The organism is Curtobacterium sp. MCLR17_031, assembly GCF_003234775.2.
In the GTDB taxonomy this organism is placed as follows: Bacteria; Actinomycetota; Actinomycetes; order Actinomycetales; family Microbacteriaceae; genus Curtobacterium; species Curtobacterium flaccumfaciens.
The window spans coordinates 864,841-887,510 of sequence record NZ_CP126270.1 but is presented as its reverse complement, the minus strand read 5'-3'; the positions used below and the strand labels follow the sequence as shown (position 1 = coordinate 887,510).

The window sequence follows — 22,670 nt, the reverse complement described above, 5'->3', positions numbered from 1 at the left end:
CTAGAACCACTTCTCCGCACGGTGGTCCGCCTGGATGCGGCGGATCGTGTTCGAGCGCGAGCGGAGCACGAGCGAGTCGGTGTGGATGACGCCGCGCGAACGACGGACACCGTCGACCAGGACGCCGTCGGTGACGCCGGTGGCGACGAAGAACGTGTTGTCGCCGGTGACCAGGTCGTCCTGGTCGAGGACCTTGTCCAGGTCGTGGCCGGCGGCGATGGCGCGCTCGCGCTCCTCGTCGTCCTTCGGCTGGAGCTTGCCGAGGATCACGCCGCCGAGCGCCTTGATCGCGCACGCCGTGATGATGCCCTCGGGGGTGCCGCCGACACCGACGCACATGTCGATGGTCGAGCCGGGCAGGGCGGCGGCGATGCCACCGGCGACGTCACCGTCGAGCAGCAGTCGCGTGCCGGCACCGGTCGCGCGGATGGCGCGGATCAGCTCGTCGTGGCGCGGACGGTCGAGCACGGCGACGACCATGTCCTCGAGGTCCTTGCCCTTGGCCTTCGCCAGCGCGCGGATGTTGTCACCGATCGGCTTCTCGAGGTCCAGGACACCGCGACCCTCGGGGCCGGCGGCGATCTTGTCCATGTAGAAGACGGCGGAGGGGTCGTACATCGAGCCGCGGTCCGAGACGGCCATGACGGAGATGGCGTTCTGGCGGCCGGCGGCGGTGAGCGAGGTGCCGTCGATCGGGTCGACCGCGATGTCGCAGGCCGGACCGTGACCGTTGCCGACGTGCTCGCCGTTGTAGAGCATCGGGGCGTTGTCCTTCTCGCCCTCGCCGATGACGACGACACCGTCGAAGTTCACCGTGCCGAGGAACTTGCGCATCGCGTCGACCGCGGCGCCGTCGGCCAGGTTCTTCTCACCACGCCCGACCCACGGCTGCGCACGGATCGCGGCGGCCTCCGTCGCACGCACGAGCTCGAGCGCGAGGTTGCGGTCGGGCTGGAGGAACAGGGAGCCGGTCTCAGTCGTGGGAGTCACGACCCGAGCCTACCGACCGGCGGCCGACCGACGGTCCGGACACCGGGCCCGTGCACGCATGTGCACGCCGGACGTGAGCCGACCGCGTAACCCGGACCGCGCCTCCAGTCCGGCTGACTACGATCGGCGGGGACATCACCGAAGTCGAAGGAGATCCACGTGCCCATCGCAACGCCGGAACAGTACGCCGAGATGATCGAACGCGCGAAGGCGGGCAAGTTCGCGTACCCCGCGGTCAACGTCTCCTCCTCGCAGACCATCAACGCGGTCCTCCAGGGCCTGCAGGAAGCCGGTTCCGACGGCATCCTCCAGGTCACGACGGGCGGTGCCGACTACTTCGCCGGCCACACCATCAAGAACCGCGCAGCGGGTGCCCTCGCGATGGCGAAGTTCGCCCACGAGGTCGCCAAGAACTACGACATCACGGTCGCGCTGCACACCGACCACTGCCCGAAGGATGCTCTCGACGGCTTCGTCCTGCCGCTGATCGCGGCGAGCGAGGAAGAGGTCCGGCAGGGTCGCAACCCGATCTTCCAGTCGCACATGTGGGACGGTTCGGCCGTGCCGCTCGACGAGAACATCGAGATCGCGAAGACCATGATCGAGAAGACGCGGAACATCAACGCGATCCTCGAGGTCGAGATCGGCGTCGTCGGCGGCGAAGAGGACGGCGTCCAGCACGAGGGCACGAACGACGCGCTCTACACGACCCCGAACGACGTCGAGAAGGTCGTCGACGCGCTCGGCCTGGGCGACAAGGGTCGCTGGATCGCGGCGCTCACCTTCGGCAACGTGCACGGCGTCTACAAGCCGGGCAACGTCAAGCTCCGCCCCGAGCTCCTCGGCGAGATCCAGGCGTCCGTCGCGGCGAAGCACGGCACCGGCGAGAACCCCCTCGACCTCGTCTTCCACGGCGGCTCCGGCTCGACCGACGACGAGATCCACGAGGCCGTCCGCAACGGCGTCATCAAGATGAACATCGACACGGACACGCAGTACGCGTTCACCCGCTCGATCGCGGACTCGATGTTCCGCAACTACGAGGGTGTCCTGAAGATCGACGGCGAGGTCGGCAACAAGAAGCAGTACGACCCCCGCGCCTGGGGCAAGGTCGCCGAGACCGCCATGGCGGCCCGCGTCGTCGAGGCCGCGAAGGTCCTCGGCTCGGCAGGCCACGCCAAGGGCTGAGCAGGTCCGTCCGGTCGGGTCCACCGGCCTGGAGGAACGGGGTGCGTCCGACGGACGCGCCCCGTTCTGCGTCGGGTCGCCCCCACCCCGTGCCACGATGGGCGGGTGACCGTCGACGCCATCGCCTCCGAGTTCGCCCAGTTCGTCACCGAGTCGCCCACCGCGTTCCACGCGGCGGCGGCGACCCGTGACCGTCTCGTCGCAGCCGGGTTCACCGAGCTGTCCGAGCTCGACGCCTGGCCGACCGAACCCGGTGCGTACGTGGTGGTCCGCGACGGCGCCGTCATCGCGTGGCGCCTGCCCGACGGTGCCGTCCCGACGACGCCGTTCCGGATCCTCGGCGCCCACACCGACTCCCCCGGCTTCCGCGTGAAGCCGAACCCCGGCGTGCGCACCGGGGGCTGGGAGCAGCTCAACGTCGAGGTCTACGGCGGCGCGCTCCTGTCGACCTGGTTCGACCGTGACCTGCGGATCGCCGGCCGGGTCGTCGACGCCGACGGCAGCGTGCGGCTCGTCAGCACCGACGCCGTCGCCCGCATCCCGAACCTGGCGATCCACCTCGACCGCGGGGTCAACGACGGCAAGGAGATCGACCGCCAGCGCCACACGCTGCCGATCGTCGGGGTCGACGGCGACGCCGGTGGGACCTCCATCGTGGAGTGGCTGCTCGCCCGGCTCGGCGAGGGTGCCGTGTCGTGGGACCTGTTCCTCGCGGACACCCAGGCGCCGGCCCGGATCGGCATCGAGCGGGAGTTCCTGGCGTCCGGCCGGATGGACAACCTGACGAGCGTGCACGCCGGACTCCGGGGCATCGTCGACGCTCCGACCGATGGTGACCACATCCCGGTGTTCGCGGCGTTCGACCACGAGGAGATCGGGTCGTCGACGCCGTCCGGTGCCGGTGGTCCGTTCCTCGAGGACGTCCTCGGCCGTGTGCAGGAGGGCCTCGGCGCCACCCGCTCCGAAGCCGCCCGGGCGTTCCGTGCGTCGTGGCTGCTGTCGAGCGACGCCGGGCACCTGGTGCACCCGAACCAGCCGGAGAAGCACGACCCGACGAACCGTCCGCGCCCCGGGGCCGGACCGCTGCTGAAGATCAGCGCGAACCAGCGCTACATGACCGAGGCGAAGGGCGAGGCCGTCTGGGCCGCCGCGTGCGAGACCGCCGGTGTGCCGTGGCAGCCGTTCGTCAACGTGAACACGATCCCCGGCGGCTCGACCATCGGCCCGATCGCGGCGACCCGGCTCGGGATCCCGACGATCGACATCGGCGTCGGGCTGCTCTCGATGCACTCGATCCGGGAGCTCGTGCACGTCGACGACCTGGCTGCCCTGCACGGAGCGGTCGCGGCCTTCCTGGCCAGCTGACCTCCGGCTGCTGGCTGGGGTGGTCACGACTCCCCGCGCTCGTGTTGCCGAGGGGTCACGAAGTGTTGGTTGCGCCAGTGCCGGACGACACTTCGTGACCGCTCGACGGCGGGCCCGCGGCGTGTTGCGACCACTCGGCGGTGGCTGCTGCGCTCGCCCGGGAGGCTGACGACGCTCGCCAGAGGGGCACCGGCACCGCGGCTGGCCGACGGGCGGGCTGCCGAGAGGTCACGACTCCCCGGGCGCGCAGGGCCGAGTGGTCACGAAGTGTCGGTTGCGCCGGTGCCAGACGACACTTTGTGACCACTCGACGGCGGGCCCGCGGCGTGTTGCGACCGCTCGGCGCGCGGAGGCCGGCGCGGCGAGCAGCCCGGCGGTCAGGCGGCGCCGCGAGCAGCCCGGCAGTCAGCCGGTCAGGCGGTCAGGCGGTCAGGCGGTCAGGCGGTCAGGCGCCGGACTGTCGCAGCATGAAGTCGACGAAGGCCTGGTCCTGCATGACCACGACGACGAACGCGATCGTGCTGATCGCCGTGGCGACGACCGCGCCGACCAGCGGCACCCAGAACGTCCGCTTCCGTGCGCGGAGCCGACGGATGGACCACCAGGCGACCAGGGCGAAGACGACCACGTTGGTGATCGCGGCGATGGCGGCCGCCGTGCTCAGGGCGCTCGGGTCGTTCAGCGCCGTGTACTGGGTCTCGAGGGTGCGCCGCACGGTGGAGGCGACCTCGCCCACGGACAGGGACTGCACCACGGAGACCAGCCCGAAGGCGAGCAGCCCGACGGTGAGCACGAAGTCGGCCGGTGTGCGACCGAACCGGCTGCGGGCCATCGACCGCTGCGCTCCAGCAGGGACTGCACCGGAGCGAGCGTCCGCACCGGCACGTTCGCCGCGGACGCCGTCGCTCGGAGCAGCGTCGCGCGTGCCGTTGGCGCGGGCCTGGTCCTGCCGCTCCCGTGCTTGATGCTCCCGCTCCTGGCGTTCCTGCTCGACGAGGACCGGGTTCACCCAGCCCTCCGGGGCGTACTCGCCGTACCCGGGGGCGGGACGGCCCTGGGGCCGGCCGTTCGTGGGGCCGGCGGCCGGCGTCGCGGACGCACCCCGGGCCTCCTGACCGGTACCAGCGCCGGCGTCGCCGTGGTTCGCCGGGTCGCGACGCGGGATCGAGGACCAGCCGTCCGAGCCGCTCATGCCCGACGCCCGCCGAGCGCGCGCGTCGGGTTGCCCGACGCGTCGGTGCGGAGCTCCTTGGGGAGCGAGAACATCAGGTCCTCGTGTGCGGTGACGACCTCTTCGACGGCGGCGTAGCCGGCGTCGGCGAGCTGCTCGAGCACCTCGGCCACGAGTTCTTCCGGCACGGACGCGCCGCTGGTCACACCGACCGTCTCGACACCGTCGAGCCACTCCTGCTGGATCTCCTCCGCGTAGTCGACGCGGTGGGCGGCGCGGGCACCGTGCTCGAGCGCGACCTCGACCAGGCGGACGCTGTTCGACGAGTTCGCCGAGCCGACCACGATCACCAGGTCGGCACCGGGCGCGACCTTCTTGATCGCGACCTGGCGGTTCTGGGTGGCGTAGCAGATGTCGTCCGACGGGGGGTCCTGGATGGCCGGGAACTTCTCGCGCAGCAGCCGCACGGTCTCCATCGTCTCGTCGACGCTGAGCGTGGTCTGCGACAGCCAGACGAGGTTGTCCGGGTCGGGCACCGACAGCGCGGCGACGTCGTCGGGGCCGTTCACCAGGATCGTGCGGTCCGGGGCGTGCCCCATCGTGCCCTCGACCTCTTCGTGGCCGGCGTGGCCGATCAGGATGATGGTGCGCTCGGCCTTGGCGAACCGCGTGGCTTCGCGGTGGACCTTGGTGACGAGGGGGCAGGTGGCGTCGATGGCGTGCAGGTCGCGCTCGGCGGCACCCGCGACGACGGCCGGCGACACACCGTGCGCGCTGAAGACGACGTGCGAACCACGGGGCACCTCGGCCACGTCGTCGACGAAGACGGCACCGCGCTGCTCGAGCGTCGACACCACGTGCACGTTGTGGACGATCTGCTTGCGGACGTAGACGGGCTCGCCGTACTGCTCCAAGGCCTTCTCGACCGCGACGACCGCACGGTCCACCCCGGCGCAGTAACCACGGGGGGCTGCGAGCAGCACCTTCTTGGGGCCGGCGACCGGTTCGTCACGCAGTCGACCCCGTGCCGCGTGCACACGCGGCGGGGCGAGCGGGACCGTGTGGCCGTTGGTGATCGTCACGTCCCCGATGATAGGTGAGCGGCACGCACGCGACCTGGGCGCGCGGGGTGCCTGTGGAGAACACGACGTCCGTCCCCTGTCACCGGTCTCGGGCACGATGGACGTCCCAGCAGGACGAGGAGCGACATGGCGATCGAACAGGGCCCGCCGACGGCCGACAACCCGTGGCCGGTGGCGCTCCTCGGCGCGAAGCTCCGCGACTGGATCGATCGGCTCGGCACCGCGTGGGTCGAGGGCGAGATCACGCAGTGGAACGTCGCCGGCGGCAACGTGTACGGCAAGCTCAAGGACGTCGAGGTCGACGCCACCGTGTCGTTCTCCATCTGGTCGAGCGTGCGCTCCCGGGTGCCGGCGGACATCAAGCAGGGCGACCGCGTCGTCGCCGCCCTCAAGCCGAACTACTGGGTCAAGGGCGGCTCGCTGACGATGCAGGTCGTCGAGATGAAGCACGTCGGGCTCGGGGACCTGCTCGAACGCCTCGAGCGCCTCCGCCGCACCCTCGCCGAGGAAGGGCTGTTCGACCCGTCCCGAAAGCGGCGTCTGCCGTTCCTGCCGCACCGCATCGGCCTGATCACCGGCAAGGACTCCGACGCCGAGAAGGACGTCAAGCGGAACGCGCAGCTGCGGTGGCCCCAGGTGGAGTTCCGCACCGTGCACACGGCCGTGCAGGGCGAACGGACCGTGGGCGAGGTCACGGCGGCGATCCTCGAGCTCGACGCCGACCCCGAGGTCGACGTCATCATCATCGCCCGCGGTGGCGGCGACTTCCAGAACCTGCTCGGCTTCAGCGACGAAGGACTCGTCCGTGCGGCGGCCGCGGCGTCGACCCCGATCGTCTCGGCGATCGGCCACGAGGCCGACCGCCCGATCCTCGACGAGGTCGCCGACCTGCGCGCCTCGACCCCGACGGACGCCGCCAAGCGGGTCGTGCCCGACGTCGCCGAGGAGCTCTCCAACGTCCGGGCGGCCCGCGCCCGGCTCGGGCTCCGGCTCTCGCACACGCTGTCGGTCGAGGCCGACCGGCTCGCCGCGCTGCGGTCGCGCCCGGCCCTGGCGTCGACCGCGTGGCTCGTCGACACCCGCGCGGAAGAGGTCGCCCGCGACCTGTCCCGTGCCCGCGAACTGCTCGACCGCCGGCTGGAGCGCGGGCACTCCGAGGTCGGGCACCTGACCGCCCGGCTCCGGGCACTCTCACCGCGGGACACCCTGCGCCGCGGGTACGCCATCGTGCAGCGGGCCGACGGGGGTGTCGTCCGCGGCACCGACGACCTGTCCGGAGCGACACCGGTGCACGTCACGCTCGGTGCCGGTACGGCCACGGGCACGCTCGAACCGGACGGCCCCGGCCCGGACGGCTCCTGACCACCACGGGTGTTCTCCACAGCCTGGGTCCGGGCGACGGATCGTCGGTGGACGCTCGGTAGGATCGACCCGTGCCATCCCAGCAGGAACCCGAGCAGACCGACGTCCAGTCGCTGAGCTACGAAGCGGCCCGCGACGAACTCGTGCGCGTCGTGAGCGAGCTCGAACAGGGCTCCGCGACCCTCGAGCGTTCGCTGGCGCTCTGGGAACGGGGCGAAGCCCTCGCCGCCCGGTGCGAAGAGTGGCTCGTCGGCGCCCGCGCACGGCTCGATGCGGCCCGTGCAGCCAGCGACGCCCAGGACGGATCCGGCCGATGACCGACGCCGACGGCCGCCCGATCGTCGCCGAGCTCGGTCGCCCCGAGACGGCAGAGGAGACCTGGGCCCGCAAGGACGCCGCCCGGACCGCCCGCCGGCAGCACCAGACCGCGTTCAACCTGGTCATCGCGCTCATCGCCTCGCTCGGCATCGTGCTGTTCCTGGTGGCGGTCGTCGTCCGGCCCGACACCACGGTGGACCGCACCGTCGACTACCAGCAGATCGCGGCGAAGGCGAACGTCGACGACGTCACCCTGGTGGCGCCGCCGCTGCCCGACGGCTACAGCGCCAACCGCGCGGACTTCGCGAGCAAGACCACCGACGGCGTGGACGTCTGGACCGTCGGCTTCGTGACGCCGGACAAGCAGTACCTCGGCCTGCAGCAGGGCATCGACGCCAACGCCTCGTGGGTGTCGAACCAGCTCGACCAGCGCCCCTCCACCGGTGACCGCACGATCGGTGACACGGAGTGGACCGTCTACGACCGCCGCGCCGAGGGCACCGATGCCGGCAACCACGCGTACTCGCTCGTCTCGACGTTCGGCAAGAACACGATCGTGCTCTCCGGCACCGCCGACGACAAGGCGTTCCGGACCGTCGCGACCGCCGTCTCCCGAGAACTGACCGAGTAGACGACGACGGGCACCGCCCCGCCAGTCACCACCCCGTCCCACCCGAACCGAGGAGCCCCATGCCCGACCGCGCCGCCTCCACCCCGTCCGACGCCCTGCGCCTGCTGGTCGACGGCAACGCCCGCTTCGCCGCCGACAAGCGCCGGATGGGCCGCGTGGACCCGGACCGCCGCACCGAGCTCGAAGGATCGCAGTCGCCGTTCGCGACCGTCCTCGGCTGCTCGGACTCGCGGGTGCCGTTCGAGCACGTCTTCGACGCCGGCATCGGTGACCTGTTCGCCATCCGCAACGCCGGCCAGATCGTCGACGACGTCGTGCTCGGCTCGATCGAGTTCGCGGTCGTCGCCCTGGGCACGCCCCTGGTCGTCGTGCTCCGGCACACCCGGTGCGGTGCCGTCGCGGCAGCGCGCTCCGGTGAGCCCGTCCCCGCCCCGCACCTGCAGGCCCTCGTCGACGCGATCGCCCCGAGCGTCGAGAAGGTCCGACTCACCGACGCCGAGCTCCCGCAGGAAGCCGTCGGCGCCGCGCACCTCGAAGCCACCCTTCGCCAGGTGATCGAGCGCTCCGGCGCGGTCTCCGACGCCGTGGCCGAGGGTAGATTGGCCGTCGTCGGGGCGACGTACGACCTCGCCACCGGAGAAGTCACCATCGACACCGTCGTCGGCCAGGTCTGACCGACCCGACGACGACCGAGCCAGACGAAGACCGACCCCGACGACGACCGCCCCGGCGACCCCGGGGCGCAGGCACGGGCCGGCGCGACCGCGACCGGCGAGCACCCCAGGAAGGACCACGACGACGTGACCGACACCACCCCGACCGAGTTCCGCATCGAGCACGACACCATGGGCGAGGTACGGGTGCCGAAGTCGGCGCTCTACCGTGCCCAGACCCAGCGCGCTGTCGAGAACTTCCCCATCTCGGGCACCGGGCTCGAGTCGGCGCAGATCGTGGCACTCGCACGGATCAAGCGTGCGGCGGCCATCGTGAACGGTGAACTCGGCATCGTCGAGCCCGCCGTCGCCGACGCCATCGTCGGCGCGGCCGACCTGATCATCGGCGGCCAGCACCACGACCAGTTCCCGGTCGACGTCTACCAGACCGGCAGCGGTACGTCGTCGAACATGAACATGAACGAGGTGCTCGCGACACTGGCGTCCGACATCGCGGGTTCGGCGGTGCACCCGAACGACCACGTCAACGCCTCGCAGTCGTCGAACGACGTCTTCCCCACCTCCGTGCACGTCGCCGTGACCGAGGCGCTCCTCCGCACGCTCGTGCCTGCCCTCGAGCACCTCGCCGAGTCCCTCGAGGCGAAGGCCACGCTCTGGGCGGACGCCGTGAAGTCCGGCCGGACGCACCTGATGGACGCCACGCCCGTCACCCTCGGGCAGGAGTTCGGCGGCTACGCCCGCCAGATCCGCCTGGGCGTCGAGCGGGTGCAGGCGACGCTCCCCCGCGTCGCCGAGGTCCCGCTCGGCGGCACCGCGGTCGGCACCGGCATCAACACCCCCAAGGGCTTCCCGCAGCGGGTCATCGCCCAGCTCGCGAGCGACACCGACCTGCCGATCACCGAGGCCGTCGACCACTTCGAGGCGCAGGGCGCGCGTGACGCCCTGGTCGAGGCCTCCGGAGCGCTCAAGGTGCTCGCCGTCAGCCTGACGAAGATCAACAACGACCTGCGCTGGATGGGCTCCGGTCCGAACACCGGCCTGGGTGAGCTGCACATCCCCGACCTGCAGCCCGGCTCCTCGATCATGCCGGGCAAGGTGAACCCGGTGATCCCCGAGGCCACCCTGATGGTCGGCGCCCGGGTCATCGGCAACGACGCCACCATCGCGTGGGCCGGTGCCTCGGGTGCGTTCGAGCTGAACGTCGCCATCCCGGTGATGGGCACGGCGCTGCTCGAGTCGATCCGCCTGCTGGCGAACAGCTCGCGTGTGCTCGCCGACAAGACCATCGACGGGCTGCAGGCGAACCTCGAGCGTGCTCGCGCCTTCGCGGAGTCCTCGCCGTCGATCGTCACCCCGCTCAACCGGGTCATCGGCTACGAGGCAGCGGCGAAGGTCGCGAAGTACGCCGTCGCCGAGGGCATCACCGTGCGCGAAGCCGTCGTGGCCCTCGGCCACGTCGAGCGCGGCGAGGTCACCGAAGCGCAGCTCGACGAGGCGCTCGACGTCCTGAGCATGACCCACCCGAACTGACGCGACGCTCCTGACGCACCCCCCTGACGGACGGGAGGCCCGGTGCCAGCTGGCACCGGGCCTCCCGTCCGTCCGATGGCGGCTCTGCCCGCCTCACGCGCTGAGCGACAGGTCACGCGCCCGGAAGCCCGTGACCTGTCGGTCAGCGCGAAAACCCGACAGCGCCTGCCGCTACGCCAGGTCCGGCGAGTCCAGCAGGTCGGTGACAAGGGCCGCGATCGCGGAGCGCTCGGACCGCGTCAGTGTGACGTGTGCGAAGAGCGGGTGCCCCTTGAGTCGCTCGATGACCGACGCGATCCCGTCGTGCCGACCGACCCGCAGGTTGTCGCGCTGCGCGACGTCGTGGGTGAGCACGACCCGCGAGTTCTGACCGATGCGCGAGAGCATCGTGAGCAGCACGTTCCGTTCGAGCGACTGCGCCTCGTCGACGATCACGAAGGCGTCGTGCAGGGAGCGGCCGCGGATGTGGGTCAGGGGCAGCACCTCGATCAGGCCGCGTTCGACCACCTCGTCGAGGACGTTGTCCGACACCACCGAGCCGAGGGTGTCGTAGACGGCCTGCGCCCACGGGTTCATCTTCTCGCCGGCGTCGCCGGGCAGGAAGCCGAGGTCCTGCCCGCCCACGGCGTACAGCGGCCGGAACACCATGATCTTCTTGTGCTGCTGCCGTTCGAGCACCGCCTCGAGTCCGGCGCACAGGGCGAGCGCCGACTTGCCAGTGCCGGCGCTGCCGCCGAGCGAGACGATGCCGATCTCGGAGTCGAGCAGGGCGTCGATGGCGAGCCGCTGCTCGGCCGAGCGTCCGCGGAGCCCGAAGACCTCGCGGTCGCCGCGCACCAGTGCGACGGCGCCGGCGACGTGCACGCGGCCGAGGGCTGATCCGCGTTCGGAGTGGATGACGACGCCGGTGTTCACCGGGACACCGTCGAGCGTCGAGGACCGGATCTCCTCTTTCTCGTACAGGTCGGACATCTGCTCGCCGGAGACCTGCAGGTCGGCGATGCCGGTGTAGCCCGAGTCGACCGCGAGCTCGGCGCGGTACTCCTCCGCCGCCATGCCGATCGACGACGCCTTGACCCGGAGCGGCAGGTCCTTCGACACGACCACGACGTCGAGCCCGTCGTTCTTCAGGTTCGACGCGACAGCGAGGATGCGGGAGTCGTTGTCGCCGAGCTGCAGGCCCGACGGCAGGACGGACTGGTTGGAGTGGTTCAGTTCGACGCGGAACGAGCCGCCGTCGCCGATCGCGATCGGGAAGTCGAGCCGCTCGTGCTCGATGCGCAGTTCGTCGAGCAGCCGGAGGGCCTGCCGGGCGAAGTACCCGATCTCCGGGTCGTTGCGCTTCGCCTCGAGTTCGCTGACGACCACCACGGGCAGGACCACGGCGTGCTCGGCGAAGCGGAACAAGGCCCGCGGATCGCTGAGGAGCACCGATGTGTCGAGCACGTACGTGCGCTGGGCGACCGATGTGGACGAGTCCGCGGTGTGCTGCTGCTGTGCTCCGCGAGAGACGTTCTGAGAGGTCACGACCACTCCATCCCCGGGCCGCGACGGGCCCGGTCCTGTCCTCGAACGCGGCCACGGAGCGGGTCCCGAAGCACCGACTGTGGCCGCTTCGATCGGGCGCGGTGCCCGATGGGGACAACGTACGTCCGGCCCCCGACACCCCGACAGCGACACGCGGTTTCCGGAGTTACGGTCGCGTGAACAACGCGAGCGTGGCTCGCGACGCCGCGCGCGGCGGCGACGCCGAGTGGTCACGAACCGTCGGCTGCGTCGGCGCCAGCCGACCGGTGGTGACCACCCGGCGGACGTGAGCGGGGTGTCGTGACCGCTCGCGGGCTGCGGCCGGGAGGCCCGTGGCGGCCTGGCACCGCGCCTCCAGGCCGTCCGTTGGTCGCCACTCGTCGCGCGCGCAACGCCGTGTGGTCACGAACCGTCGGCTGCGACGGCCCCGGCCGACAGGTGGTGACCACTCGGCGGACGTGAGCGGGGTGTCGTGACCGCTCGCGGGCCGCGGACGGGAGGCAGCAAGCGCAGCAGCCAGCCGCTGCTACTGCATCGTCGCGTACGAGACGCAGGCGTCGCGGAACATGTCCAGGGTCTCGTCGGTGGTCGACGGGAACACGGACACCCGCGCGACGCCGAGCCGCGTGGTCGCGGTGACGCCGTGGTTGTGCATCGCGGCGGACAGGGCCGTCACGCGACCCTGCGTCGGCCGGAGCACCACGATGCCGGCGCGCTCGGCCGGGTCGCGGCTGGACTCGACCTCGAGCCCGAACTCGTCGGCGATCGCGAACACGCGCTCGACGCGGTCGGTGATCCGCTCCTGCACGGCGGCCACGCCGACCGCGGTGAGACGCTCGAGCGACACCGCGAGCCGAGCCTGCGCGACCGGGTCGATGCGGGACATCTGGAAGCCGGCGGCCCCCGGACGCACCGCGGGGACCTCGGTGGGCCAGCCGGACGTGCCGTGCGGACCGGACAGCGCCGGACGGATCCGGTTCAGGGCGCGGTCGCTGAACGCCACGAACCCGGTGCCCCACCCGGCGTGCAACCACTTCTGCCCGCCGGTGGCGACGACGTCGGCGACCTCGTACGGGGCGTCGACGACGCCGAAGCCCTGGATCGCGTCGACGATGAGCAGGCGGTCGCCGATGACCTCGCGGATGGCGGCGAGGTCGGTCAGGTAGCCGGTGCGCCAGTCGACCAGGGATACCGCGACGGCGGTCACCTCGTCGGTCAGGCGCTCACGGATCAGCTCGGGGGTCACCCAGCCGGCACCCGACTCGATGACGACGGGCTGCACCCGTCCGCCGGTGGCCGAGGCCGCGCTGGCGAGTGCGAGCGGCAGCGACGGGTACTCGTCGGCGGAGACGAGCACGCCACCGCTCAGGCCGAAGGCGGTGTGCAGCAGACCCGGGGTCGTCGCGGCCTGCGAGACGACCTGGTCCTCGCGGCGGCCGACCAGGCGGGCGGCGACGGTGCGGACGCGGGCGTCCTGCTCGTCGAGGGTCTCCATGGCGCCGAAGCGCATGTGTGCCTGGATGGTGCCGAGCACACGCTGCTCCTCGAGCACGGCGGTCTGCACGGGGCCGAACGCAGCGTGGTCGAGGTAACCGGGGTCTTCGGAGAAGCCGGCGGCGTACTCGTCGATGTTCACAGGTGGTGCACCTTTCACAGGGTTGAACCCTGAGAGCCTACTGGGACGCGGCTCCGCCGACGAACCCGGTGCGGGAGGTGGCTGGTCAGCCGCCGAAGCGACGCGACCGGAGGCCGAAGTCGCGGACCGCCCGGAGGAAGTCGACCTCGCGCAGGTCCGGGTAGAACGCCTCGACGAAGTAGAACTCGCTGTGCGCGCTCTGCCACAGCATGAAGTCGGAGAGCCGCTGCTCGCCCGAGGTCCGGATCACCAGGTCGGGGTCGGGCTGACCCTGCGTGTACAGGTGGTCGCCGATGAGCTCCGGCGTCAGGACCTCGGCCAGGGTGTCGATGGTGCCACCGCCCGCGCCGTGCGCCTGCACGATGCTGCGCATGGCGTCCGCGATCTCACGACGGCCGCCGTACCCGACGGCCAGGTTGACGTGGAGGCCGGTGCGGCCGGCGGTGCGCTGCTCGGCCTGCTCGAGCGCGGTCACCAGGTTCTCCGGCAGCCCCTCGTTCGACCCGACGTGCTGCACGCGCCAGTCACGGTTGTCGGCCAGGACCCCGGCGAGGTCGGCGATGATGCCGACGAGTTCCTCGAGCTCCTCGCCGCCGCGACCCGTCAGGTTGTCGGCCGACAGCAGGTACAGCGTCACGACCTCGATGCCGAGGTCGTCGCACCACGTCAGGAACTCCGGGATCTTCGCGGCGCCGGCGCGGTGGCCGTGTGCGGCGGACTCGAGCCCGAGCTGCTTCGCCCAGCGGCGGTTGCCGTCCACGATCATGGCGACGTGCTTGGGCTTCGCTGCACCCTCGAGCTGGCGGCGGATCCGGCGCTGGTAGGCGCGGTAGAGGATCCCTCGCCCTGTCCATCCCGCCGTCCCGGTCACGCACCGAGCGTAGTGCACCACCGACACCGGATCCCTGAGGCTCCCGCTCTGCGGACACGTGGCTGTCGTTCGGGGTCAGGCCCTATGGTCGGGACCATGCAGGACGAGCACGAGACCGGAACACTCCCCCACGTCCCGTTCACGGAAGAGGCGTCGGCGAACACGACCACGACCGCCGCCGAACCCCGTCCGGCCTGGCGCGGCTGGATCCACCTCGGTGCGTTCCCGTTCGCGATCGCGATGGGGGTCGTCCTGATCACCCTCGCCGACAGCACCGCCGCGAAGGTCGGCAGCGCCGTGTTCATGGCGACGTCGCTCGCGATGTTCGGCGTCTCGGCGACCTACCACCGGTTCCCGTGGGGGCCGAAGGTGAAGGCCGTGCTGAAGCGCATCGACCACACCAACATCCTGCTGCTCATCGCCGGCACCTACACACCGGTCGCGATCTGCGCCCTGCCGCACACGCTCATGGTCGTCGTGCTCTGGGTGATGTGGTCGGGCGCCGCGCTCGGCATCGCGTTCCGGGTGCTCTGGATCAACGCGCCCCGCTGGCTGTACGTCCCGATCTACCTGGTCCTCGGGTGTGCCGCCCTCGGGCTCCTGCCGCAGTTCTTCGCGGCGAGCGTCCCGATGACCGTGCTCATCCTGTCCGGCGGCGTCGCCTACATCATCGGCGCGCTGGTCTACGCCTTCAAGCGGCCGAACCCGGTGCCGACGCAGTTCGGGTTCCACGAGGTGTTCCACGCCCTGACCGTGGTGGCCTTCGGTGCGCAGTGGGTCGGTGTGCTCATCGTCGCGCTGGACCCGGTGCGCTGACCGTCGCACGTTCCTTCCCAGAACACGTGCGATACCTGGTGGTTCCGGGCGTACTCACCAGGAAGTTCCGACCAGGTACGCCCGGTTTCGGTAGGTACGCCCGGTTTCGGTAGGTACGCCCGATTCGACCAGGTACGCCCGGTTCCGGTAGACGCACGCACAAGTCGGACTGGAGGCCCGTGGCGATGCCGCCACGGGCCTCCAGTCCGCCTTGTAGCCGCGCCAGTCCGCCCTGCTGTCGCGTCAGCCGCGCTCGGTGTCGTCGCCGACGTCGGCGCGGCCGTCCTCGGCCGCCCGCCGCTCCGGCTCGTCCGTCGCGGTGCCGTCGCCTGCGGTGCCGTTCGCCTCGGCCTCGAGCCGCTCACGCACCTCGGCGCGGTAGCGGGTCCGACGGATGCGTCGGGTCATGTCCACCACGAGCAGGATCGTCACGATCGCGACGAGTGCGATCGCGATGAACCCGACGACACCCGGGGTGACGTCGACGTCGGGGACGACCGAGGGGCTGGGGCTGGGGGTGGCGGCGAGTGCCGCCGCGATGGTGCTCACGAGGTCGGTTCCTTGTCGGCTGGGATCCCGGCGAACAGGTCGGTCTCCGGGAGCTCGGTCGGCACGCGTGCCTCCACGAGCTGGTAGTCCTCGGTCGGCCACACCGTCGCGAGGAGGTCGTTCGGCCAGTAGAAGAAGGCACTGTCCGGTGCGACCTGGCTGGCGTGCGCGCGGAGTGCGGCGTCACGCTGGTCGAAGTACTCGTGCACGTCGACGTGGGTGGTGGCGAGGTCGGGCCGGTCGGCGAACCGCTCGACCCACTCGCGCAGCTGCTCGATCGCGGGGCTGTCCGGGTCGCGCTCCTGCAGGGCTTCGAAGATCGTGCTGAAGCGGCGCGGGTTCATCGTGCGCTCGTAGTAGAGCTTCGCGATCGACCACGGGGCACCGGCGGACGGGTACGCCGACGGGTCGGCGGCGGCGGACCACGCGGCCATCGACACCTCGTGCGTGCGGATGTGGTCGGGGTGCGGGTAGCCGCCGTTCTCGTCGTAGGTGACGAGCACGTGCGGGCGGAACCGGCGGATCACGCGGACGAGGGCCTCGGTGCTGTACTCGAGCGGCACCGTGGAGAACGTGCCCGGCCGGACCGTCTCGCCCTTCTCGGCGTCGGGCAGCCCCGAGTCGTGGTAGCCGAGCCACACGTGGTCGATGCCGAGCGCCTGCTGCGCCGCGGCCATCTCGGTGCGGCGGTACCCGGCCATGTCGCGGTGTGCACGGCTCGTGGCCGGCTCGCCGAGCTGGTCGTTCAGGATGTCGCCGGCCTCGCCACCGGTGCAGGACACGACGAGCACCTGGTGCCCGTCGGCCACGTACTTCGCGGCGGTCGCGGCACCCTTGCTCGACTCGTCGTCGGGGTGGGCGTGGACGGCCAGCAGACGGTAGGGCACGTGGGGTTCCTCACTGCGGGTGAGCGGCGTCGGACGCGGGCAGCGCACAGCATCGCGTGAACTACCCTGGGATCAGGATATCCACCCCGGGAGCCCCGAACTGTCCGAACAGACCCAGACCGCCACCCTCGACGAGCGCTACGGCCGTACCCCGGCCCGCAAGCGCCGCAGCCGCCTCTTCGCCATCGTCGCGGCCATCGCGGTCGTCGTGGTCTTCGGTGCGTGGGTGATCTGGGCCGGGCTCGACCAGTCCGACCGCGGCCTCGACCAGGACGTCATCGGGTACGAGGTGCTGTCCGAGCACAGCACCGTCGTCCACTCGCAGGTGTCCGTCGACCCGGGTGTCGAGGCGAAGTGCGCCGTGCAGGTCCTCGACAAGAGCTACTCGATCGTGGGCTGGAAGGAGATCACCGTGCCGGCGTCCGAACAGCGCAGCCGGAGCATCTCCACGCAGGTCACCACGACGACGCGGGGCGTGACCGGCTTGATCCACGACTGCTGGATTCCCTAGACTGTCCTGATTCGCCTCTCGAGACCGACCACTCGGCCGGTCTCGTTTTTTCATGGTCGAAGGGACAGAACATGAGCAACGACACGCAGGTCACCTGGCTGACCCAGGAGGCGCACGACCGTCTCAAGGCGGAGCTCGACGAGCTGAGCGGCGAGGGCCGTGCCGAGATCGCGCGCCGCATCGAGGCCGCTCGCGAAGAGGGCGACCTCAAGGAGAACGGCGGCTACCACGCCGCGAAGGACGAGCAGGGCAAGATCGAGGCCCGCATCCGCGTCCTCACCGAGCTCCTCAAGCACGCCACCGTCAGCGAAGCCGAGTTCGACGGCACCGTCGAGCCGGGCACCGTCGTCACGGCGGTCATCGCCGGCGACGAGTCCACCTTCCTGGTCGGCAGCCGCGAGATCGTCGCCGAGGGCTCCGACCTGACGGTCTACAGCCCCGTCAGCCCCGTCGGCGCGGCCATCGTCGGCCTCAAGGCCGGCGACAAGGCCACGTACACGGCGCCGAACGGCAAGGAGATCGCCGTCGAGGTCGTCAAGATCGAGCGTTACGAGCCGTAGACCCGGCCCACTGCAGACGGGAGGCCCGTGGCGACACCGCCACGGGCCTCCCGTCTGTCAGCTGGTCGCGCCCAGAGCGCGCACCGCATTTCCGACAGTCCACGCGTCGAACGACTCGTGGATCGTCGCGGACTAGTGCTCCAGGAGTTCCGGGCGGAAGCCGACCTCGTGCAGGCGCTGGATGACCTCCTGCGCGTGCTCGGGGCCGCGTGCCTCGATCGACAGGTCCAGCGCGACCTCGTTGATGACCAGGCCCTGGCCGTGGCGGGTGTGCAGCACCTCCACCACGTTCGCGCCGGCGTCCGAGATGACCTGGGCGACGCGGGCGAGCTGACCCGGGCGGTCCGGCAGCATGATGCGGATGCCGATGTAGCGCGAGGCGGCGACGAGCCCGCGGGTGATCACGCGTTCCATCATGAGCGGGTCGATGTTGCCGCCGCTCAGCAGCACCACGGTGCGGCCGGTGTCGCGGACGGCGCCGGACATGATCGCGGCGACGCCGACGGCCCCCGCTGCCTCGACCACGAGCTTGGCGCGCTCGAGCAGGACGAGCAGGGCGCGGGCGGTGTCGTCGTCCGAGACGGTGACGATGTCATCGACCAGGTCGCGGATGATGGGGAAGTTCAGGTCGCCGGGGCGCGCCACCGCGATGCCGTCGGAGATGGTCGGTTTCGTGGTGATGGTGACGGGCTCGCCGGCGGTGATCGACGACGGGTAGGCCGCAGCGTTCTCCGCCTGCACGCCGATGACCCGGATCGGCCGTCCGAGCCGCTCGGCCATGCCCTTCACCGCGAGTGCGATGCCGGAGATGACGCCGCCGCCACCGATCGGCACCACGACGGTGTCGACATCGGGCACCTGGTCGATGATCTCGAGGCCGAGCGTGCCCTGCCCGGCGATCACGGCCGGGTGGTCGAACGGCGGGATGAACACGGCGCCGGTGTGGGCGGCGAAGTCCTTCGCGGCACTCAGCGCCTCTTCCACGGAGTGGCCCCGCAGCACGACGTCGGCGCCGTAGTGGCGGGTGGCCTGCAGCTTGGGCAGGGCGACGCCGACCGGCGTGAAGATCGTCGCGGGGATGCCGAGTTCGCGGGCGGCGAGGGCGACACCCTGCGCGTGGTTGCCGGCGCTCGCGGCGACGACGCCCTTGGCGCGCTGCTCGGCGGACAGGGTCGAGAGTCGGTTGTAGGCACCGCGCACCTTGTAGGCACCGGTGCGCTGCAGGTTCTCGCACTTCAGGTGCACCGGGGACCCGAGCAGCTCGGCGAGGAACTGCGACGTCTCCATCGGGGTGACGCGTGCGACGCCCTTGATGGTCTCGCGCGCCGCCTCGATGTCCGCGAGGGTCGGGATCGCGGCGAGCGTGTGCGGGGAGGCGCTGGTGTCGGTCACTCCCCCATCATCGTCGCTCCGGGGCCCCGCGGCGAACTCGTGTGACGCTCAGTTGGTGCTGGCGGTGTCTTCTTCGGCCGAGGGACCGGAGTCGACGCCCGGCGCCGGGACGTCGTCGCCGACCTTGTGCCGACGTCGTCGGAGCAACTGGATCTGCCCGTGCTGCCCGCGCTTCGGCGTCGCTTCGAGGACGTGGTCGGAGTCGAGCCGTCGCCAGCGTCCGCTCGCGATGGTGGTGACCATGGCGTTCAGCGTCGCGATCAGCGGCACGGCGAAGAAGGCTCCGGCGATGCCCGCGAGCCCGGAGGCCGCGGTCACGCCGAGGACGACCGCCAGCGGGTGGACCTTGACCGCGTTGCCCATGACGAGGGGCTGCAGGATGTGGCCCTCGATCTGCTGGACCAGCAGCACGACCCCGAGCACGAGGACCGCGGCGAGGGGACCGTTGAAGATCAACGCGACGAACACCGCCAGGAAGCCGGTGACGATGGCACCGACGACCGGGATGAACGCACCGAGGAACACGAACGCGGCGATCGGGATCACCAGTGGCATGCCGCCGAAGAAGAGCCCGACGATGAAGGACCCGAGGCCGATGCCGACCGCGTCGACGAACGCGACGAAGATCTGCACGCGGATGAAGCTCGTCAGGGTGATCCAGCCGGCGACACCGGCGCCGTCCACCGCGGCCCGCGCCTTCTTCGGGAACAGCCGGACGGACCAACGCCAGACGTTCTTGCCGTCGATCAGCAGGAAGATCGTGGTGAACAGGATGATGAAGAGCGCCTCGAAGGCGTGCGTGGCGCCCGAACCCGCGCTGGCGACCCCGGACAGGATCGACGCGGAATTGTCCTGCAGCCACTTCGTGCCGTCGTCGAGCCAGCCGTTCACGTCGGACTGGCTGATGCCGAACCCGGAGCTCAGGACGAAGTCCTTGATGTTCGCGTACTGGTCGACCGTCCGGTCACGCAGGGACGGGTACGACGCGATGATCTGGTCGACGACGAGCCAGATCAGGCCACCGAGCGCCGCGATGCCGCCGAGCAGGCTCATCACGACGGCGAGCCACTTCGGCACGTGGTGCCGCTGCAGCCAGTTGGAGATCGGCACGAGGAGCGCCGAGACCACGATGCCGACCAGGAACGGGATGAGGATCTCGCTGAAGACCGTGACGAGCCAGATGAAGACGGCGATCACGCCGACGACGACGAGCGCCCGCCACGACCACGCGCCGGCGATGCGCACGCCGACCGGGACGGATTCCTCGACCACGGGGTCGGGGTGTGTCTGCTTGCTTCCCCATGCCATGGGCCCGAGTGTAGCGATGTGCTTCGCGTCAGGTGCCGTATGCGGCATACGTTCGTGGACCCTCATGTCGGCGGGGTTCGGTAGCGTCGCGGCATGCCCAGGTCGACGCTCTCCGCCGCCGAGGCCCGCCGGGTCGCACTCGCCGCGCAGGGGTTCGGACGGCCACCCGCCGAGCCGGTCTCGACGCGTGCGCTGAACACCGCGTTCGGCCGGCTCGGGCTGTTGCAGATCGACTCCGTCAACGTGTTCGAACGCAGCCACTACCTGCCGCTCTTTGCCCGGCTCGGGGCCTACGATCGGTCGACGCTCGACCGGCTGACGCTCGGACGGACGGGTCCCTACACCGAGTACTGGGCGCACGAGGCGGCGTTCATCCCCCGCGACGACCTGCGATTGTTCCGGTGGCGGATGGACGCCCTGCGGGAGCGTGACGCCGGCCCGACCCGGATCGACGGCGTCACCCGGACCGCTGCCGTCCGGCGCGAACTGCACGCCCTGCTCCGGGCCGAGGGTCCGATGCGGGCGAGCGCGGTGGAGCACGAGTCGAACGTGCGACGCGGCCCCTGGTGGGGGTGGAGCGACGTGAAGCTCGGGCTCGAGCAGATGTTCCGCTGGGGTGAGGCGGTGAGTGCCGGACGAGCCGGGTTCGAGCGGGTGTACGCCCTGCCCGAGCAGGTGCTGCCCGCGGGCTTCCTCGAGACCGCCCCGCCGCGTGCCGATGCCGTGCTCGAGCTCGTGCGCCAGGCCACACGGGCGCTCGGCATCGGCACCCGAGCGGACATTGCGGACTACTACCGGCTGCGCTCCGACGACACGGCCACGGCGATCGCCGACCTCACCGACGCCGGGGAGCTCCTGCCGGTGCGGGTCGAGGGCTGGGGCGAGCGGGCCTGGCTGCACGCGGGAGCCCGGGTCCCCCGGCAGCTGACGGCGGACGCGGTGCTGAGCCCCTTCGACCCGGTCGTCTGGTTCCGGCGGCGGGCCGAGCGGATGTACGGCTTCCACTACCGGATCGAGATCTACACGCCGGCGCCGAAGCGGGTGTTCGGCTACTACGTGCTGCCGGTGCTGCAGGACGACCGGCTCGTCGGGCGGATCGACCTGAAGAGCGACCGGCAGCGCGGGGTACTCCGCGTCCGGACCGCGTGGCAGGAACCCGGCGAGCACCTGGACCCCGAGCGGCTCGCCGACACACTGCGACGGACCGCGAGTTGGCAGGGTCTCGGCGCGATCGAGGTGACCGACCGAGGCACCGCTGCTGCGGCCGTCGCCGGGGCGCTCGGAGTGCCCCTGGTGCCGCACGAGTCCGCTGACGACGCGGACACCCCCGAACCGATCGAGACGGCCGACGACACGGCCGCCGACGGCATCGGCTGACCCGTCAGAACCGGTCGGCGTTCGCCCGCAGCCGCGCGATGCGGTCGGGCAGCGGCGGGTGCGTCGAGAACAGTCGGTCCATCACACCGGGGCGCATCGGGTCGGCGATCCACAGGTGCGCCATTGCGGAGTTCTGCGTCTGCATCGGTCGGCCGTACGCGCCGAGCTTCTCGAGGGCCCGGGCGAGGCCCTCCGGGTACCGGGTCGTCATCGCCCCGGTGGCGTCGGCCAGGTACTCGCGCTGCCGGGACACCGCCGCCTGCACGCCGGCCGCCGCGATCGGGGCCACGATGACGGCGACGATCCCGGCGATGAGCAGCACCGGGTTGGCGCTGCCGCCGTTGTCCGAGTTGCGGTTCCGCCCGCCGGACAGGCCGCTGAAGATCGAGATGCGGAGCAGGACGTCGGCGATGAGCCCGACGGCCACGACGAGACCGAAGACCATCGTGGACACGCGGATGTCGTAGTTCCGGACGTGTCCGAGCTCGTGCGCCATCACGCCCTGCAGCTCCTGGTCGTCCATGAGCTCGAGCAGCCCCGTCGTTGCTGCCACCACCGCGTGCTCCGGGTCACGCCCGGTGGCGAAGGCGTTCGGCGAGGGGTCGGGGATGACGAACACCCGGGGCATCGGCATGCCGGTCGCGATGGCGAGGTTCTCGACGGTGCGCCACAGCCGCGGTTCCGAGACGCGGTCGATCTCGACCCCGCCGGCGATCGCGGTCGCCTGCCGTGCCGCCAGGAAGTACTGCAGCACCGCGTACCCGAGGGCCACCACGAGCACGATGAAGCCGATCGAGACGTTGCCGGCGAGGTACCCGCCGAGGAACCCGAGCGCGCCGATGATCAGCAGGAACACCAGGACGATGACCACGGTGTTGCGCTTGTTCCGCGCGATGGCGCTGTACACGTCGGATCCGACGCTGGG

At 71.1% G+C, this 22,670-nt stretch carries 22 protein-coding genes; 11 read left to right on the top strand and 11 right to left on the bottom strand.

Annotated features, from left to right (window positions below; all coding sequences use genetic code 11):
• Positions 1–990 (bottom strand): class II fructose-bisphosphatase, encoded by a 990-nt coding sequence (gene glpX, locus DEI96_RS04340; protein ID WP_017886722.1) that lies wholly within the window; start codon positions 988–990, stop codon positions 1–3.
• 159 nt (positions 991–1,149) lie between these two features.
• Between glpX and fbaA the strand changes: the two genes are divergently transcribed.
• Complete coding sequence (gene fbaA, locus DEI96_RS04335) at positions 1,150–2,178, top strand: class II fructose-bisphosphate aldolase (protein ID WP_017886723.1); 1,029 nt, start codon at positions 1,150–1,152, stop codon at positions 2,176–2,178.
• A gap of 105 nt (positions 2,179–2,283) precedes the next feature.
• On the top strand, positions 2,284–3,543 hold the full coding sequence (locus DEI96_RS04330; protein ID WP_111022576.1) for a M18 family aminopeptidase: 1,260 nt from the start codon (positions 2,284–2,286) through the stop codon (positions 3,541–3,543).
• A 445-nt stretch (positions 3,544–3,988) separates the two neighbouring features.
• Here DEI96_RS04330 and DEI96_RS04325 read toward each other — a convergent pair whose 3' ends face one another.
• Together DEI96_RS04325 and DEI96_RS04320 are read right to left on the bottom strand one after the other, a co-directional pair.
• On the bottom strand, positions 3,989–4,735 hold the full coding sequence (locus DEI96_RS04325) for a DUF6264 family protein (RefSeq protein ID WP_111022575.1): 747 nt from the start codon (positions 4,733–4,735) through the stop codon (positions 3,989–3,991).
• Positions 4,732–5,796: a 4-hydroxy-3-methylbut-2-enyl diphosphate reductase gene (locus DEI96_RS04320; protein WP_081827167.1), complete on the bottom strand. Its 1,065-nt coding sequence runs from the start codon at positions 5,794–5,796 to the stop codon at positions 4,732–4,734. The genes DEI96_RS04325 and DEI96_RS04320 overlap by 4 nt, the downstream gene beginning before the upstream one ends.
• Positions 5,797–5,922: 126 nt before the next feature.
• Here DEI96_RS04320 and xseA point away from each other — a divergent pair, with 126 nt between their 5' ends.
• From xseA to DEI96_RS04295, 5 genes are all read left to right on the top strand, one after another.
• Positions 5,923–7,158, top strand: a complete 1,236-nt coding sequence (xseA, locus tag DEI96_RS04315; RefSeq protein ID WP_111022574.1) for an exodeoxyribonuclease VII large subunit — start codon at positions 5,923–5,925, stop codon at positions 7,156–7,158.
• Between the two features lie 71 nt (positions 7,159–7,229).
• Positions 7,230–7,475, top strand: a complete 246-nt coding sequence (locus DEI96_RS04310) for an exodeoxyribonuclease VII small subunit (RefSeq protein WP_017886728.1) — start codon at positions 7,230–7,232, stop codon at positions 7,473–7,475.
• Positions 7,472–8,107 (top strand): DUF4245 domain-containing protein, encoded by a 636-nt coding sequence (locus DEI96_RS04305; protein WP_110864396.1) that lies wholly within the window; start codon positions 7,472–7,474, stop codon positions 8,105–8,107. Before DEI96_RS04310 ends, DEI96_RS04305 begins: the two co-directional genes overlap by 4 nt.
• 59 nt (positions 8,108–8,166) lie before the next feature.
• Complete coding sequence (locus DEI96_RS04300) at positions 8,167–8,781, top strand: carbonic anhydrase (protein ID WP_027464510.1); 615 nt, start codon at positions 8,167–8,169, stop codon at positions 8,779–8,781.
• A gap of 126 nt (positions 8,782–8,907) precedes the next feature.
• A complete protein-coding gene (locus DEI96_RS04295; protein ID WP_111022573.1) occupies positions 8,908–10,311 on the top strand; it encodes a class II fumarate hydratase in 1,404 nt (467 codons plus the stop codon).
• Between the two features lie 171 nt (positions 10,312–10,482).
• Here the strand turns inward: DEI96_RS04295 and phoH2 are convergent, their stop codons facing one another.
• The 3 genes from phoH2 to DEI96_RS04280 form a co-directional block, all read right to left on the bottom strand.
• A complete protein-coding gene (phoH2, locus tag DEI96_RS04290; RefSeq protein WP_181440457.1) occupies positions 10,483–11,844 on the bottom strand; it encodes an RNA 5'-3' helicase PhoH2 in 1,362 nt (453 codons plus the stop codon).
• A gap of 520 nt (positions 11,845–12,364) precedes the next feature.
• On the bottom strand, positions 12,365–13,474 hold the full coding sequence (locus DEI96_RS04285; RefSeq protein ID WP_111022572.1) for an aminotransferase class V-fold PLP-dependent enzyme: 1,110 nt from the start codon (positions 13,472–13,474) through the stop codon (positions 12,365–12,367).
• Between the two features lie 85 nt (positions 13,475–13,559).
• Positions 13,560–14,345, bottom strand: coding sequence for an isoprenyl transferase (locus DEI96_RS04280; RefSeq protein WP_027464506.1), 786 nt, complete (start codon positions 14,343–14,345; stop codon positions 13,560–13,562).
• Positions 14,346–14,441: 96 nt separating this feature from the next.
• Here DEI96_RS04280 and trhA point away from each other — a divergent pair, with 96 nt between their 5' ends.
• Complete coding sequence (gene trhA / locus DEI96_RS04275) at positions 14,442–15,161, top strand: PAQR family membrane homeostasis protein TrhA (RefSeq protein ID WP_258372719.1); 720 nt, start codon at positions 14,442–14,444, stop codon at positions 15,159–15,161.
• A gap of 243 nt (positions 15,162–15,404) precedes the next feature.
• Here the strand turns inward: trhA and DEI96_RS04270 are convergent, their stop codons facing one another.
• On the bottom strand, positions 15,405–15,710 hold the full coding sequence (locus DEI96_RS04270; RefSeq protein WP_017886736.1) for a hypothetical protein: 306 nt from the start codon (positions 15,708–15,710) through the stop codon (positions 15,405–15,407).
• Positions 15,707–16,597, bottom strand: coding sequence for a mycothiol conjugate amidase Mca (mca, locus tag DEI96_RS04265; protein ID WP_027464504.1), 891 nt, complete (start codon positions 16,595–16,597; stop codon positions 15,707–15,709). Before mca ends, DEI96_RS04270 begins: the two co-directional genes overlap by 4 nt.
• Before the next feature lie 19 nt (positions 16,598–16,616).
• On the opposite strand from mca, the gene DEI96_RS04260 reads away from it, so the two are divergent.
• Together DEI96_RS04260 and greA are read left to right on the top strand one after the other, a co-directional pair.
• The gene (locus DEI96_RS04260) at positions 16,617–17,108 is read left to right on the top strand and encodes a DUF4307 domain-containing protein (protein ID WP_051596498.1); all 492 of its coding nucleotides are present in this window, start codon (positions 16,617–16,619) and stop codon (positions 17,106–17,108) included.
• A gap of 71 nt (positions 17,109–17,179) precedes the next feature.
• Positions 17,180–17,668 carry a transcription elongation factor GreA gene (gene greA, locus DEI96_RS04255; protein ID WP_017886739.1) on the top strand — a complete coding sequence of 163 codons (489 nt, stop codon included), beginning with the start codon at positions 17,180–17,182 and terminating at the stop codon, positions 17,666–17,668.
• Between the two features lie 132 nt (positions 17,669–17,800).
• Here the strand turns inward: greA and ilvA are convergent, their stop codons facing one another.
• Together ilvA and DEI96_RS04245 are read right to left on the bottom strand one after the other, a co-directional pair.
• Complete coding sequence (ilvA, locus tag DEI96_RS04250; protein WP_071406124.1) at positions 17,801–19,060, bottom strand: threonine ammonia-lyase; 1,260 nt, start codon at positions 19,058–19,060, stop codon at positions 17,801–17,803.
• A 48-nt stretch (positions 19,061–19,108) separates the two neighbouring features.
• A complete protein-coding gene (locus DEI96_RS04245; protein WP_051596497.1) occupies positions 19,109–20,368 on the bottom strand; it encodes an AI-2E family transporter in 1,260 nt (419 codons plus the stop codon).
• 93 nt (positions 20,369–20,461) lie between these two features.
• On the opposite strand from DEI96_RS04245, the gene DEI96_RS04240 reads away from it, so the two are divergent.
• On the top strand, positions 20,462–21,745 hold the full coding sequence (locus DEI96_RS04240; RefSeq protein ID WP_111025038.1) for a winged helix-turn-helix domain-containing protein: 1,284 nt from the start codon (positions 20,462–20,464) through the stop codon (positions 21,743–21,745).
• A 4-nt stretch (positions 21,746–21,749) separates the two neighbouring features.
• Here the strand turns inward: DEI96_RS04240 and DEI96_RS04235 are convergent, their stop codons facing one another.
• The gene (locus DEI96_RS04235) at positions 21,750–22,652 is read right to left on the bottom strand and encodes a M48 family metalloprotease (RefSeq protein WP_111025037.1); all 903 of its coding nucleotides are present in this window, start codon (positions 22,650–22,652) and stop codon (positions 21,750–21,752) included.
• Positions 22,653–22,670: the final 18 nt, after the last annotated feature.